Genomic DNA, 13801 nt, shown 5'->3' with positions numbered 1-13801 from the left:
CGACGAAGCTAGCCGATACGCCGCGCCGCCGTCTCGGCCATCGCCTCGACGAGGCCGAGGTGCCATTCGGCCCGGCAATAGGCCCGGAAATCGAAGCATGGCAGCCCGGGGCAAACCTCGAACTCGATGAGGTGGACGGTGTCGTCGGCCTCGACGCGGAAATCGAGCGAAAAGACATCGCGCAGGCCGAGTCCGGCCATCAGCCGCGCCGCGATCCGCCTGATCTTTTCGGCAGCGAGCGGCTGCACCGCATCGACATGAACGAGTTCCGGCTCGCTGTAGCGCCCGGCGGCCCTGGTCGCGGTGCCGGTGTCGCCGTACAGCGCCATGCTGTCTGCCATGGTCTGGAAGTCGCCGCCTGAATCGACAAAGACGATGCCCAGCGCCTCGGGCCCGGCATCGGGATCGATGGCCAGAAAGCTGGCGCGCACGTTGCGCCCGGCGACATAGGGCTGGACGACGACATCGTCGCGATAGGCATCGAACACCCTGCGCCCGAGCGCCAGCGCTTGGTCCGTAACGCGGATGCGCGAATCCGACCAGATGCCGATCTTGGCGCCGAGCCGGTTCGGCTTGACGAAATAGCCGGTCGAAGACGCCGGCGGTTCGACCAGCCAGGTGCCGCCGCGCACAAGGCCTGCCTGCGGCACGGGCAGGTCGAGCGCGGCAAGAACCGCGCCTGCCCTGAACTTGTCCTGGCATAGTGCAAACAGGCTGTCGTCGGCGCCGATGGTTCGCAGGCCATTCAGCCTTGCCAGCGCCGGGGCCGCGCCACCGCGGAAATAGGCGATGCCGTCGGTCAGCGTCCACACCAGGCTGCTGCGGCGGTCGCATGCCGCCAGGACCTCGGCAACGTCGTCGAGCTCGACGGCACGAAAACCGAGGCCACGCGTCGCGCAGGCTCCGGCGAGCGCATCGAACTCCGGCGCCAGGTCGGTCGACTGCGCCAGATAGGACGAAATCTCCGTCGCCGCCTGGGCCGAAAACCCGTCGGCCAGCAGCCGGTCGAAGCAGGCGCGCTCCGGTTCGTGGACGAGAACGAGCGTCGGGCCTTGTCCAGTCATCGGGCACGCTTCCAGCTGTCGTGGCGACGCAAGGGTGCAGCGCCATCAGCCGACAATGGCATCCCCGATCCACCCGTCATGCCGGAAAACCGACCTGTTGCCACCGCTCGGGCGACAGGCGGAGCGCGAGCCACGAAAGCGCAGGGCCCGTTTGATAACTCGCCTGCCGAGACCGGCAGGGTAGAGTTTGCAAACAGACCCTCAGATCAGGACGTTCGGCTCGTGCCGCCCATTGACGACGACGTCGAGCAGGAAGGTCTTGCCGGCATGCGGGTCGGCCCGCAGTGCCTCGGCGCTCAAACCTTCAGTCGCACTCGTCACCGCCAGGCGGTCCGCCGCGGCGCCGACAAAGGCCGGGCAGGTGGCCTGGCCTGCCGGCACCGGCAGGCTGCGCAGCAGGCTGCCATCGGGCGCATAGGCGTCGAGGCGACCGCCGCCCCAGCAGGCATTCCACAGCACGCCGTCGCGGTCGACCACCGAGCCGTCGATGCCGCCCTTGTCGCCGCGGCGGTCGACGAACAGCTTCGGCTCGCCGATCGGCAGGCCAGTGTCGGCATCGCAGTCGAGTCGGTAGAGCAGGTTGACGGCGGTATCGACGTAATAGGCGGTCTTGCCGTCGGCACTGAAGCAGATCGAGTTGGGAATGCTGATCGCGGGAAACAGCAGCCGGAGCTCGCCGCGGAAATACCAGTAGATGGCGCCCGCGCCGGCCTCTGCGTTCTTGCCCATGGTGCCGAACCACAGCGCACCGCAAGGGTGCACGCGGGCATCGTTGGAGCGCGTGCCGGTGTTGGCGGCCTCCACCGACATGTGCGGCGTCAGCTTGCCGGTCGCGGCGTCGCGGATATGGAGCCCGGTCTCGGTCAACAGCAGTTGGCGCTCGCCGTCGATCGTGGCGATGGCACTCGCCATCTCGCCAAGCTGATGGGTGCGCGTCGCTCCGCCCGACAGCTTCCTTTCCAGCATCCGGCTGGCCAGAATATCGAACCAATAGAGCGTGTCGGTGGCCGGATCGTAGGTCGGCCCCTCGCCCAGGCTGCAGGCTTCGTCGGACAGGATCACGGCGGCCATGGTCAGGCTCCCTTGCCGATGGCGTCCCAGCCGGCGACGGCGGCACGGGCGCGCTCGCCGACTTCGGCTGCGGCCATGCCCGGCTTGTAGAGGCTCGAGCCGAGGCCGAACAGTTGCACGCCGACCTTGGCATAGGCGTCGAAATCGGCTTCCGAAACGCCGCCGACGACGCCAACCTGCGTCTCCTTGGGCAGCACGGCGCGAATGGCCGAAATGCCACCCGTTCCGAGCACGCTTGCGGGGAAGAACTTCAGCGCCGAAGCGCCGAGCTTGAGGGCGAGGAAAGCGTCGGTCGGCGTAAAGACGCCTGGCATCGTCACCATCTTGTGCACGCCGGCGCGGCCCATCACCTCGGCATCGATGTTGGGACTGACCAGCAGGCGCCCGCCGGCGTCGTGGAGCCGGTCGACATCCTTGGCCCACACCACCGTGCCGCCGCCGACCAGCGCCGTGGGCAGCGCCTTGGCCAACATCTCGATGGAACGGAACGGATCGGGCGAATTGAGCGGCACCTCGATCGCCTCGATGCCGGCGTCGAAGACGGCGCGGCCGACGTCGAGCGCCTCCTCGGGTTTCAGGCCGCGCAGGATGGCGACGAGGCCGCGGCCAAGTTCCGGAAATGGAGCCGTTACAGTCATGTCGTCATCCCTCAGCAAGCATTCCATTGCGCCGCGCCGCGGCCACCAGTCCCGAAAGCACCGCCTTGTCGGCATCGGCGATGCGCACCGCCAGCCCGCCGAGCGTCAGCGCCTCGGCATAAAGCGCGCCGAGCGGTCCCGAACCGACGAGCACCACCGGCGTTTCGCGCTTGCCGAAGCGGCGCGTCGCCGAGGCGATCTCGGCGCCGATCAGTAGGCCCGACAGGGCGGCTGCGGCATCGGCCTGTCCGAGGCCGGACAACAGGCCGGCAGCGCGGATACCGAACAGGCGGGCGCCGATATCGCCATCGCTCAGCGCCTCATTGCACCAGTCCCGGAAGACGGCATTGTCGGGCGCCACCGGTGCCGGCTTCTCGCCGAGCGAGTGGCGCAGGATCGAATGCTGGGCAAAGACCGAAAACATCTCGCCGGTCGGCCAGGTGCCGAAGCCGGCGACGGTGCCGTCGTCGACGCCGACCCATTTGCAGTGGGTGCCGGGCATGCAGACGAGATGGCTGCCGGAGCCGACCTCGGCGGCGACGCCGGCCAGCTGGGTCTCCTCGCCGCGCATCACGTCGGGCGCGCCTTCCTTGCGCTGGGCAAGCCCCGGCACGATGCGCACGTCACGGCCGGCACCGGGGACCGGCACCGCGGCGCCCAGGATGTCGCCGAGCGACGCCGGCACCTCGACATAGGGCGCCTCGATCCAGCCCTGACGGGCGCCGGCCATGCCGCAGACGATGGCCGGCAGGTCGGCGGGCGCCCCCATGCTGGCGAGATGACCGTCGAGGACCGGCGCAAAACCCTTGTGCTGGGCGGTGAGCAAGCCTTCGTCGCTGCGGCGCTCGTCGACGACAGCGCCCGTCGCGTCGAGCAGCCAGACGCGCATCCGCGTGGTGCCCCAGTCGACGGCGGCGATTGTTGGCTTCGGACTCACAGGATACCTCCATCGACGATCAGCGTTTGCGCCGTCAGCATCCTCGATGCGTCCGACGCCAGGAACAGCACGGTGCCCACCATGTCTTCGGGCAGCATCGTGCGCTTGATGCACTGCCGCGATATGTGCGCATCGAGCGCCTTCTCGCTGACCCACAATTCGCGCTGCCGCTCGGTGATGACCCAGCCCGGCGCCACCGCATTGACCCTGATGTTGTCGGGGCCGTAGCGGCCGGCAAGGCCCTTGGTCAGGCCGACGATCGCGGCCTTTGCCGCGGTATAGGCCGGCATGGCGCCGATGTTGAGCATGTAGGAGGTCGAGCTGAAATTGACGATCGAGCCGCCGCCGGCCTTGACCATGCCCGGCGCCACCGCCTGGATGGTGAAGAAGTGCGGCCTGAGGTTGACCGCCTGGTTGTCGTCCCAGCTTTCCGGCGTGACGTCCGCCACCTCGTGGCGCACGTCGTTGGCGGCGTTGTTGACCAGCACCGTCACCGGCCCATGCTCCTCCTCCGCGCGGCCGACGGCCCGGCGCAGCTCGGCGATGTCGGTGAGGTCGGCGCGCAGATAGAGCGGCCGGTTGCCCGTCGCCTGCTCGATCTCGTCGCACAGGTCCTGGCTCGGCTTCAGGGCGATGTCGATGAAGGCGACCTTGGCGCCCTGGCGGGCGAAGGCCTCGGTCAGCGCGGCGCCAATGCCGCTGCCGCCGCCGGTGATGAGCACCGACTGACCTTCGAGATCAGGAAATCGTGCCGATGGCATCATGATCTTTCCCCCGGGCAAGGCTGGCCGCGCAGCGCGCCTGTATTAGCCCATCGACCTGCAAAGCGGAAACGCTTTTCGGCCGCCGGAGACGTCTTTTTCAAACGATTGAAGAAGCGATGAAACGTTGCAACCGGGAGCGGCAGAGCGGGCGCCGAAGCCCCTGCCCTTGCTCAGATCGCCCGTGCGTAGGCCGCGCCGCGATGGGCCTCGCGGAGATAGCCGAGCGTCGCGTCGGCATCGGCCGGGCGGCCGAACAGATAGCCCTGCCCGCCGGCACAGCCGAACTGCACCAGCCGCTCGGCCTGGGCTTCCATCTCGATGCCTTCGGCAACGACATCCATGCCGAGGCCCTCGCACATCGCCAGGATGGCGCGGATGATGTGCTCGGACGGCCGGTCCTCGAGGATCGAGGCGACGAAGGCGCGGTCGATCTTGAGCTTGTCGAAGCGGAATTCGCGCAGGCGGCCGAGCGACGACTGGCCGGTGCCGAAATCGTCGAGCGACACGCGGATGCCGACGCGGCGCAGGTCCTCGACGATCTTTTCGGCCGAAGCCGGATCGGTCATCAGGCCGGTTTCGGTGATCTCGATCTCGAGGCGGCGCGGGTCGAAGCCGGTGCGTTCGAGGATCGACAGGATGTGCAGGCCGGTGTTCTGGTCGACGAGCTGCGACGGCGACAGGTTGAACGACAGGAACATGTCCTGCGGCCAGCTGCGCGCCGCTTCCGCCGCCTTGCGCAGCACCAGCTGCGACAGCGGGCCGATGATGCCGCGTTCCTCGGCGATGGGAATGAACACGGCCGGCGACACCGGGCCGAGATCGCGGTCGGTCCAGCGGGCCAGCGCCTCGAAACCGATGGTGCGGCGGCTGTTGAGGTCGACGATCGGCTGGAAATGCGGCGCGACCTCGCCGGCGGCGACGGCGCGGCGCAGCGCCTGCTCGATGCGGGTGACGCGCTTGGCCGCCTCCTCCATCTCGCGGGTGTAGACGACGACGCGGCCGCGGCCCGAGCGCTTGGCGTGGTAGAGCGCGGTCTCGGCCTTGCGCACCAGTGTCTCGGTGGTGTCGTCGCTGGAATGGAACAGCGAGCAGCCGACCGAGGCCGAGAGGCGCGCGGTGCGCTCGCCGACATCGTAGGGCGCCGACAGGATCTCGATCAGCATACGGGCCTTTTCGGCCGCCGCATCCTCGGAGAACACCAGCGGATAGAGGAAGGCGAATTCGTCGGCGCCGATGCGCGCCACGGCCGAATAGCCGTCGCAGGCGGCACGCAGGCGCATCGCCACCTGGATCAGGATATCGTCGCCAGCCCGATGGCCGAACAGGTCGTTGATCGGCTTGAAGCCGTCGAGATCGAGGATGCCGACGGTGAACGGTGCCGGGTCCTCGGCGCGGTCGTCGATCAGCCGTTCGACCTTGTCGAAGAACCGGCGCTGGTTGCCGAGCCCGGTCAAGGCGTCGGTGAAGGCCAGATCCGCCGTGTCCCTGTCCGAAAAGCTCGCGCCGAGTGACATGCCTGGTCTCTGTTCTTCCATTGATTGCAATCGTTGCAGGACACTGGCAGCAAAGCGTTTAGGAATTGTATTCAATCCGTCATTTACGAAACCGGTTTCAATCCCTGCCCCTGGCCCCGGTTCGTCGGCGCTTCGCGGTACGCCTGCAAAGCCGCGTCAGGCGATTGCGCAGCGCCAAGACGTTGTCCTGCCATTGCATAAGGCGGCCAAATTGCTACATCCTCGTCACCCAGGCGTGCGGCCGGTTCCGCTTGTCCGCGCCATCACCATCGACCAGCCGCGCCGGAGACCTCCATGCCGCTCAAGATCGCCGTCCAGATGGACCATATCTCCACCGTCAACATCGCCGGCGACACGTCGTTCGCGCTGTCGCTGGAGGCCCAGCGCCGCGGCCACGAGCTCTACCACTACACGCCCGACCGGCTGTCGATGCGCGACGGCAAGGTCTTCGCCCGCATCGAGACGCTGGAAGTGCGCGACGTCAAGGGCGACCATTTCACCCTCGGCGAGCCCATCCGCACCGACCTGTCGGAGATGGACGTGATCCTGTTGCGCCAGGATCCGCCCTTCGACATGAACTACATCACCACCACCCACATCCTCGAACGCATCCATCCGAAGACGCTGGTCGTCAACGACCCGGCCTGGGTGCGCAACAGCCCTGAAAAGATTTTCGTCACCGAATTCGCCGACCTGATGCCGGAAACGCTGATCACCAAGGACCCGGCAGAAGTGACCGCCTTCCGCAAGGAGTTCGGCGACATCATCGTCAAGCCGCTCTACGGCAATGGCGGCGCCGGCATCTTCCACCTGCACGAGGCCGACAGGAACCTGTCGTCGCTGCTCGAAATGTTCGGCCAGATGTTCCGTGAGCCCTACATCGTCCAGCGCTACCTCAAGGACGTGCGCAAGGGCGACAAGCGCATCATCCTGATCGACGGCGAACCCGCCGGCGCCATCAACCGGGTGCCGGCCGAGCATGACGCCCGCTCCAACATGCATGCCGGCGGCCGCGCCGAGAAGACCGAACTCACCACCCGCGAACGCGAAATCTGCGCCCGCATCGGCCCGTCGCTGCGCGAACGCGGCTTCATCCTCGTCGGCATCGACGTCATCGGCGACTACATGACCGAAATCAACGTGACCTCGCCGACCGGCATCCGCGAGGTCAAGAAGTTCGGCGGCGCCGACATCGCCGCACTGTTCTGGGACGCAGTGGAGAAGAAGCGGGCCTGAGCGACCCGCTGGCTTGCTACTCAAACGTGAAGCGAAGTCACTGATACTTCTGTATATTCTTGGAGACGAATCGGCACTGCGTGATACCGCTCGTTCGGCGGTATCACGTTGACTTTTGGCGGTCAATAGCTATATATGTGCCATCACCCACCCACAGCTTGCTGTGGGCTCAAAGGCCGTAAAGGAGGAAACTTCTTAGCGGCCTTTGCTTTTTTAAGGGGTGGAGGGTGACTATGCGTACCATCGTCTACATCGATGGATTCAACCTATATTATAGGATGCTCAAGGATCGCCCGGCTGTGAAGTGGGTGAACCCGCTTCTGCTCGCGGAAAATGTCCTGCAAGCTGGGCATGTCATAACTCGAGTGAACTACTATATTGCGAGGGTTTCGGCGCGTGCTCACGATCCGCAAGCTCCCGCCAGGCAAGCAACCTACCTGAACGCGCTCGCAACAGTCCCCCAGATAGCTGTCCACGAGGGGAGCTTCATGATCACGGAGCCGTGGATGCCGCTTGCCCTTCCTCCTCAGTCGAAGCCGAATGGCTACAACTGGAATATGCCCCCGCCTTCGGTGGTGAAGGTAGTCAAGAGCGAAGAAAAGGGTAGTGACGTAAACCTTGGTTCACATTTGGTGCGTGACGCATTCACCAACGCTTTCGATGTAGCAGTGGTAATTACAAACGATTCCGATCTCGTAGAGCCTATTCGAATTGCAGTGCAGGAGGCAGGTAAAAGAGTAGGCCTCCTAGTGCCGGTGAAATACCCAAACCAAAGCCTGATGGGCGTCGCCTCTTTCTATCTTCGGATTCGGCCTGGTCATTTGGCTCGATCCCAGTTTCCTGCAACAATCAACCTTTCTGATGGAATCTCCATCACCAAGCCAACCAGTTGGGTTTAGCATCAGAGTGCCCGCTTACGTGCTCAGCATGTTCATTGTAGCAGCCTGAGGCCGCCCAACGTCACCAGCGCCATGACCGCGCAATAGGCCGCCAGCGGCCAGGCCGTGTCGCCGCCGAGCATGACGACGACCAGCGTGCCGACGATGCCGACGATCAGGCTCTGGACACAGAAATAGAGCGCGACGGCTGCGCCCGCAGCATTGCCGAACGCTTCGAGCGCGCCGTTGCCGTCACCGAGCCGGCGAAGACGATGCCGACCGAAATCAGCCACATCGGCACGACGAAAGTCCAGAACGACGGTTCGGCGAACAGCTGGCCGAGGGCCAGCAGCGCGGCACCGAAGATCAGCATCGCCATGCCTCGCGCCAGGCTGCCCGCGATGCCCCAGCGCGCGACGAACGATTTGGCGAAGCGCGTGGTGACGATCATCGCCAGCGCCGCCGTGGCAAAGGCCAGGCTGAAACCGAGCTGCGAATAGCCGGCCTTGTCGATGAGCACGCGCGGCGCCGTCGAGAAGAAGACGAAGAACGCGCCCATCGCCGCGCTGAAGCCCAGCGTGTAGACCCAAAAAGCGGGACTCTTCAGGATTTGCCGGAAGGCCGGGCGCGGCTGCGTTGCCCCCTTGGGCCGCGTCTCGTGCCAGCGCGGCAGGGCGTTCAGCGCGGCAGCGAGGGCAAGGATGCCCAGCGCCGTGAAGATCGCCCGCCAGCCGAGGCTTTCGGCGACCAGCGCGCCGGCGATCGGGCCGAGCGCCGGCACGCAGGCCAGCATGGAACTGAACAGGCCATAGATGACGGTACCTTCCGCCCGCTCGGCATAGACGTCGCGCACCGTGGCGAAGGTGGCGACGAGGGCCGCCGACGCGCCCAGCGCCTGGACCACGCGCAGGGCTAAGAAGACCGCCGCAGACGATGTGACGGCGAGCAGGAACGAGGCCATGGCGAACAGCACCGCGCCGCCGAGCAGCACGGGGCGGCGGCCGATGCGGTCGGAGACGGGGCCGAAGACGACCTGGCCGAGGCCGAGCACGATCATGTAGAGGCTCAGCGTCAGCTGGACGATGCCGGGCGTCGTGCCGAGGATGGCAGGCATCTGCGGCACGACGGGCAGGTAGATGTCCATGGCCAGCGAGGCCAGGATGTCGAAGGGCGCCATCAGCAGCAGCGCCGCCGGCAGGGAATGGCCCCAGGTGGAACAGTTTCGATTGGGCATGACAAGGCATCCGCTCAAATGAATTTCATCTGGCGGCGAACTGCTACTTCGCTTGTCTAAGGGATGAGAGGGCAGGGCGCCGCAGCAACGTCTCGGGGTTGTTGCGGCCTATCTGTCTGCGGACTTGGCTGTGCCCATGTTCATGTCGCGACTGCTCGCCTTGATCTCCAGGGCAGCCATATCAGCAGGGTTTGCGCGCAACAAGCCTGTGCGGAGACGGATCGGGCCTCAGGCGGCGCGATGGCCGGGCATGCCGGCCGTATCGCTCGGCTTGAAGATGCGGAAGGTGTTGCGGCCCGCCGCCTTGGCCTGGTAGAGCGCGGTATCGGCCCTGACCAGCAGCTCCGATGACGTGCCGGCCTCGAACAGGGCGATGCCGACGGAGGCGCCGAGCCGGAGCAGCGCACTGCCGTGATCGATCGGCTCGCCGAGCCTTTCGATGATCGCGCGCGCCAGTTCGGACACCGCGGACAGGCCGTGTTGCGGCCCGGTCAGCACGGCGAACTCGTCACCGCCGATGCGCGATACGAGTTCCGCGCCGCAGCAGGCGGCTTCGAGCCGCCGCGCCACCTGCTTGAGACACTCGTCGCCGACCATGTGGCCGAAGGTGTCGTTGATCTGCTTGAAGCCGTCGAGATCGATCAGCAGCAGCGCGCCGACGGCGGGCTTGCCGGCGTCGGACGCAGTCAGTTCCTGCAGGGTCGACTGGAACCGGCCCCGGTTGGCGAGCCCGGTCATGACGTCGAACTCGGCGAGATAGCGCATCCGGTCGGCGAGGATCTTCTCTTCGGTGATGTCCTGCTTGAGACCGAAGATGCGCACGGCGACGCCGTTCTCGCTCTCGACGCAGGCGGTGATGCGGATCCAGCGGCGGTTGCCCTTGACGGTGACGATCTCGGCGTCGAGGCCGAAGCCGGTGCGGTCCTCGATCGCCTTGCTGCGCCTGACATGCAGCTCCGCCGCCGACTCCGGCGCATAACACTTGACGATCTCCCTGCGCTCCAGCACCGAGCCGCGCGGCAGGTCGAAGATGTCGTAGACGACGTCAGTCCAGTCCAGCGCCTGATCGGCGAGGTTGCATTGCCAGACGCCGATGCGGGCGGCGGCCGAGGACCTGTCGAAGATCTTCTGGCTGTGCGCCAGCGAGGCAGCCTGCTGCTCGATCAGCGCAGCCTGCGCCGCGAGCTGCGCCTCGAGGCGCGCGATCCTGGCCGCGCCGCGAAGCGGCTGCCGTCCGACCTTTCGCTTAGACAGCCCCTGGCGCATGGTGAGCGTCGATCGCCTTGTTCGTGTGATGCGCCTTATATTCGCGCGCAAGCATTTAATATTCCCTATCCAGCCGGCACGATCCAGCTGCTTTGCCGGGTCGATTTGTGGCGCTAGCATCGCCGGATATGTTCCCTAAATGTTCTTGCGTTCCCATGCAATCTATGCTTGTCTTGCCCAACTTCTTCCACGACCTGCTCGCGCAGGCGCGGGGAGGCCGGGCGGAGGGGCGGCATGGTTTCGCGCGTGCGCACTGTTGCGTTCCAGGGCATCGAGGCGGTTCCCGTCGACGTGCAGGTGATGGTCGCGCCGGGCAAGGTCGGCATGCAGATCGTCGGCCTGCCCGACAAGGCAGTGGCCGAGAGCCGCGAGCGGGTGCAGGCGGCGCTGCATGCCTCGGGCCTGTCGATGCCGGCCAAGAAGGTCACCGTCAATCTCGCCCCCGCCGACCTGCCCAAGGAGGGCAGCCACTACGACCTGCCCATCGCTCTCGGCCTGATGGCGGCGCTGGGCGCGTTGCCGGGCGACGCGCTCGCAGCCTATGTCGTGCTCGGCGAACTGTCGCTCGACGGCACGATCGCGGCGGTCGCCGGCGCGCTGCCAGCCGCCATCGGCGCCAATGCCGAGGGCAAGGGGCTGATCTGCCCGGCCGCCAGCGGGCCGGAAGCCGCCTGGGCCGGCCCCGAAATCGACATCCTGGCGCCGCGCAGCCTGATTGCGATCGCCAACCATTTCCGCGGCACACAGGTGCTGTCGCGGCCCGAAGCCGGCATCCACGCGCCGGCCACCGGCATCGCCGATCTTGCCGACATCAAGGGCCAGGAAAGCGCCAGGCGGGCGCTCGAAGTGGCGGCCGCCGGCGGCCACAACCTGCTGTTCGTCGGCCCGCCCGGCGCCGGCAAGTCGATGCTGGCGGCGCGCCTGCCCTCCATCCTGCCGCCGCTGTCGCCCAAGGAACTGCTCGAAGTCTCGATGATCGCCTCGGTCGCCGGCGAACTGGCCGAGGGCAAGCTCACCGACCGGCGGCCGTTCCGCGCACCGCACCACTCGGCCTCGATGGCGGCGATGGTCGGCGGCGGCCTGCGGGCGCGGCCGGGCGAAGTGTCGCTCGCCCATCACGGCGTGCTGTTCCTCGATGAGTTCCCCGAGTTTTCGCCGCAGGTGCTCGATTCGCTGCGCCAGCCGCTCGAAACCGGTGAATGCATGATCGCGCGCGTCAACCACCGCATCACCTATCCGGCCCGGATCCAGTTGGTCGCGGCGATGAACCCGTGCCGCTGCGGCATGGCCGGCGAACCCGGCTACCGCTGCCTGCGCGGCACACGCTGCCAGTCCGACTATCAGGCGCGCATCTCCGGTCCGCTGCTCGACCGCATCGACCTGCGCATCGAGGTGCCCTCGGTCTCCGCCACCGACCTGATCCGGACGGCTAGGTCGGAGGCGAGCGCGGATGTCGCGGCGCGTGTCGCCCGGGCCCGCACGATCCAGCGCGAGCGGTTGGATCGCCACGGCGTCACCGGTGCCACCACCAATGCGCAATGCTCTGCCGGCCTGATCGAGGACATCGCCATCCCCGATGCCGCCGGGCTGGCGCTGCTGCGCGATGCCAGCGAAAAGCTCGGCTTTTCCGCCCGCGCCTATCACCGGGTCCTCAAGGTGGCGCGCACGCTCGCCGATCTCGACGCCAGCGAGGCCGTCGGCCGCATCCATCTCGCCGAGGCGATCTCCTACCGCATCGGTTCAGAGCGCATGGCCCAGGCGGCATAGGCAGCGCGGCCGGCAGCGATTTCGGCCCCCGTTTCGTCGTTCATCTAAAAGAACGAGCGGTCCCTGTCACGGGCTGCCTTAACCTGTCCCGGCACCAGGCTGATCGAGAAATAGATACCAGAACAACGCCGGTGCAGCGTCGTTGCCTTCCGTCGCCACGTAGAGCAACCAGTCGATTCCGCCGAGTTGGAAGCCACAGGCTGCATAGAACCTGCAAGCCGGAAGATTGTTGCCCTGCGTTTCTAGGCGAATCCCGAGCAGTTGTTTGTCCCGCACCCAGGCAACCGCCGCATCCATCAGGCGGCGCCCAACGTTGCGGCGGCGAGCGCTGCGATCGACCGCCAGATCCGCGACTGTGGCCAGCCTGTTCCAGGATTTCTTGACCGCGATGAAACCGACAGCCCTTCCATCCAGCAAGGCCACGAACACGGCGCCGTCGGCTCCACTCAAAAGACCGCTGATCGAACGCGCGTCGAAACCGTAAGGCTGCTCAGATGGCTCGTGAGCCTGGACCGCATCCGCGCTGGCCAAGGGTGGCGCCACCTGAAACGAGTAGTCGCGCTCTTCCAATTGCCGCAGCAATTCCGGTGAGCCTGGGACAATGCGGATCTTATGATCCGAGGCGGACAATCCAGATTGCTCCTTCGCCAACGCATCCGCATGCCACGATAGCAGGTGTCTTTACTCGACATCGGCCACGTTGGAACACGCCCGGCTGGATCGCGCAGACAGCGTCGGGTTTGCGACGCCGCGGCTGAAGGGCTTGCCTGACCGGCTACTTGACCGAACCGACCATCGATTCCTGGCCTTCGCGGATCGAAACCCAGCGGCCGGTGTTCTCGCTCGACTGGCGCTTGAGATAGCGATAGCCGGTCTCGTCCCACTGGCGCACGGTGTCCGTCAGGTTGTCGAGCACGAAGTCGCCCTTGGAAGTGCGCACGGTCAGCACGGCGTGGCCCTCGCCGTCGGGCTTGCGCACGACGGTGATCAGCAGGTTCGCCAGCGAGACGCCTTCCTGGCTCAGCGTGCGGCGCTTCTCCAGGACGTAGTCCTCGCAGTCGCCCTCGCCATTGGCCGGATAGGTCCAGACCTCGTCGCGGCCATAGATGTCGATGTCGTTCATCGGCTTGATCGCGGCGTTGGTGGCGACGTTGACCGCCACCATCTTGCGCCACAGGGCACCGGTCATCTGCTCGGGACCGGTGTCGCGCTGCTTGATCGAGCACTCCCTCGGGTTGAGGCGGCAGAAGTCGTAATGGCCGATCGGTTGCGAGGTCAGCCCGCCCGTGACCATCGGCTCTGACGCCGCAAAGGCCGCGCCGGCAGACAAAAAGGCGCCTGCCAACAGCCCAAGAAACACACCGGTACGCCCCGCCGCGCACCGCACGCCTGCTGCGGAAATCATCTGCCCCGCTCGCCCCTTTACATCGTT

At 66.4% G+C, this 13801-nt stretch carries 12 protein-coding genes and 1 pseudogene; 3 read left to right on the top strand and 10 right to left on the bottom strand.

What is annotated here, in order from left to right:
* Positions 1–8 precede the first annotated feature (8 nt).
* The 6 genes from ASC75_RS24540 to ASC75_RS24515 all read right to left on the bottom strand — a co-directional run bounded on the left by ASC75_RS24540 (position 9) and on the right by ASC75_RS24515 (position 5988).
* Positions 9–1064, bottom strand: a complete 1056-nt coding sequence (locus ASC75_RS24540) for a D-alanine:D-lactate ligase-like protein (protein WP_055982063.1) — start codon at positions 1062–1064, stop codon at positions 9–11.
* A gap of 201 nt (positions 1065–1265) precedes the next feature.
* The gene (locus tag ASC75_RS24535; RefSeq protein ID WP_055982057.1) at positions 1266–2135 is read right to left on the bottom strand and encodes an SMP-30/gluconolactonase/LRE family protein; all 870 of its coding nucleotides are present in this window, start codon (positions 2133–2135) and stop codon (positions 1266–1268) included.
* A 2-nt stretch (positions 2136–2137) separates the two neighbouring features.
* Entirely contained in the window at positions 2138–2773 is a 636-nt protein-coding gene (locus ASC75_RS24530; RefSeq protein WP_055982338.1) for a 2-dehydro-3-deoxy-6-phosphogalactonate aldolase, read from the bottom strand.
* Between the two features lie 4 nt (positions 2774–2777).
* The gene (locus tag ASC75_RS24525) at positions 2778–3710 is read right to left on the bottom strand and encodes a 2-dehydro-3-deoxygalactonokinase (RefSeq protein WP_082496745.1); all 933 of its coding nucleotides are present in this window, start codon (positions 3708–3710) and stop codon (positions 2778–2780) included.
* Positions 3707–4474: an SDR family oxidoreductase gene (locus ASC75_RS24520; RefSeq protein ID WP_055982052.1), complete on the bottom strand. Its 768-nt coding sequence runs from the start codon at positions 4472–4474 to the stop codon at positions 3707–3709. The genes ASC75_RS24525 and ASC75_RS24520 overlap by 4 nt, the downstream gene beginning before the upstream one ends.
* Before the next feature lie 170 nt (positions 4475–4644).
* Positions 4645–5988: an EAL domain-containing protein gene (locus ASC75_RS24515; protein ID WP_055982049.1), complete on the bottom strand. Its 1344-nt coding sequence runs from the start codon at positions 5986–5988 to the stop codon at positions 4645–4647.
* Between the two features lie 294 nt (positions 5989–6282).
* Between ASC75_RS24515 and gshB the strand changes: the two genes are divergently transcribed.
* Positions 6283–7224, top strand: coding sequence for a glutathione synthase (gshB, locus tag ASC75_RS24510; RefSeq protein WP_055982046.1), 942 nt, complete (start codon positions 6283–6285; stop codon positions 7222–7224).
* Positions 7225–7457: 233 nt separating this feature from the next.
* Positions 7458–8123: an NYN domain-containing protein gene (locus ASC75_RS24505; protein ID WP_055982043.1), complete on the top strand. Its 666-nt coding sequence runs from the start codon at positions 7458–7460 to the stop codon at positions 8121–8123.
* Positions 8124–8155: 32 nt separating this feature from the next.
* Here ASC75_RS24505 and cml read toward each other — a convergent pair.
* Both cml and ASC75_RS24495 read right to left on the bottom strand, forming a co-directional pair.
* A pseudogene (gene cml / locus ASC75_RS24500) lies at positions 8156–9336 on the bottom strand (CmlA/FloR family chloramphenicol efflux MFS transporter).
* A gap of 228 nt (positions 9337–9564) precedes the next feature.
* Positions 9565–10602, bottom strand: coding sequence for a diguanylate cyclase (locus ASC75_RS24495; RefSeq protein WP_055982040.1), 1038 nt, complete (start codon positions 10600–10602; stop codon positions 9565–9567).
* A 234-nt stretch (positions 10603–10836) separates the two neighbouring features.
* On the opposite strand from ASC75_RS24495, the gene ASC75_RS24490 reads away from it, so the two are divergent.
* Positions 10837–12369 carry a YifB family Mg chelatase-like AAA ATPase gene (locus ASC75_RS24490; RefSeq protein WP_055982037.1) on the top strand — a complete coding sequence of 511 codons (1533 nt, stop codon included), beginning with the start codon at positions 10837–10839 and terminating at the stop codon, positions 12367–12369.
* 78 nt (positions 12370–12447) lie between these two features.
* Here the strand turns inward: ASC75_RS24490 and ASC75_RS24485 are convergent, their stop codons facing one another.
* On the bottom strand, positions 12448–12999 hold the full coding sequence (locus ASC75_RS24485) for a GNAT family N-acetyltransferase (RefSeq protein ID WP_162244958.1): 552 nt from the start codon (positions 12997–12999) through the stop codon (positions 12448–12450).
* Positions 13000–13144: 145 nt separating this feature from the next.
* The gene (locus ASC75_RS24480; protein ID WP_055982031.1) at positions 13145–13774 is read right to left on the bottom strand and encodes a transglutaminase-like cysteine peptidase; all 630 of its coding nucleotides are present in this window, start codon (positions 13772–13774) and stop codon (positions 13145–13147) included.
* Between the last annotated feature and the right edge of the window lie 27 nt (positions 13775–13801).

It is taken from the genome of Aminobacter sp. DSM 101952 (genome assembly GCF_001424795.1).
Lineage (GTDB): Bacteria > Pseudomonadota > Alphaproteobacteria > Rhizobiales > Rhizobiaceae > Aminobacter > Aminobacter aganoensis.
The sequence above is the reverse complement of the archived record's forward strand: the minus strand, read 5'-3'. Positions and strand labels throughout refer to the sequence as shown.

Excerpts from the sequence above, each read along its gene's own strand:
- ASC75_RS24540 (WP_055982063.1), bottom strand. The coding sequence starts at position 1,064 with ATGACTGGACAAGGCCCGACGCTCGTTCTCGTCCACGAACCGGAGCGC.
- ASC75_RS24535 (WP_055982057.1), bottom strand. The coding sequence starts at position 2,135 with ATGGCCGCCGTGATCCTGTCCGACGAAGCCTGCAGCCTGGGCGAGGGG.
- ASC75_RS24530 (WP_055982338.1), bottom strand. The coding sequence starts at position 2,773 with ATGACTGTAACGGCTCCATTTCCGGAACTTGGCCGCGGCCTCGTCGCC.
- ASC75_RS24520 (WP_055982052.1), bottom strand. The coding sequence starts at position 4,474 with ATGATGCCATCGGCACGATTTCCTGATCTCGAAGGTCAGTCGGTGCTC.
- ASC75_RS24515 (WP_055982049.1), bottom strand. The coding sequence starts at position 5,988 with ATGTCACTCGGCGCGAGCTTTTCGGACAGGGACACGGCGGATCTGGCC.
- gshB (WP_055982046.1), top strand. The coding sequence starts at position 6,283 with ATGCCGCTCAAGATCGCCGTCCAGATGGACCATATCTCCACCGTCAAC.
- ASC75_RS24505 (WP_055982043.1), top strand. The coding sequence starts at position 7,458 with ATGCGTACCATCGTCTACATCGATGGATTCAACCTATATTATAGGATG.
- ASC75_RS24495 (WP_055982040.1), bottom strand. The coding sequence starts at position 10,602 with ATGCGCCAGGGGCTGTCTAAGCGAAAGGTCGGACGGCAGCCGCTTCGC.
- ASC75_RS24490 (WP_055982037.1), top strand. The coding sequence starts at position 10,837 with ATGGTTTCGCGCGTGCGCACTGTTGCGTTCCAGGGCATCGAGGCGGTT.
- ASC75_RS24480 (WP_055982031.1), bottom strand. The coding sequence starts at position 13,774 with ATGATTTCCGCAGCAGGCGTGCGGTGCGCGGCGGGGCGTACCGGTGTG.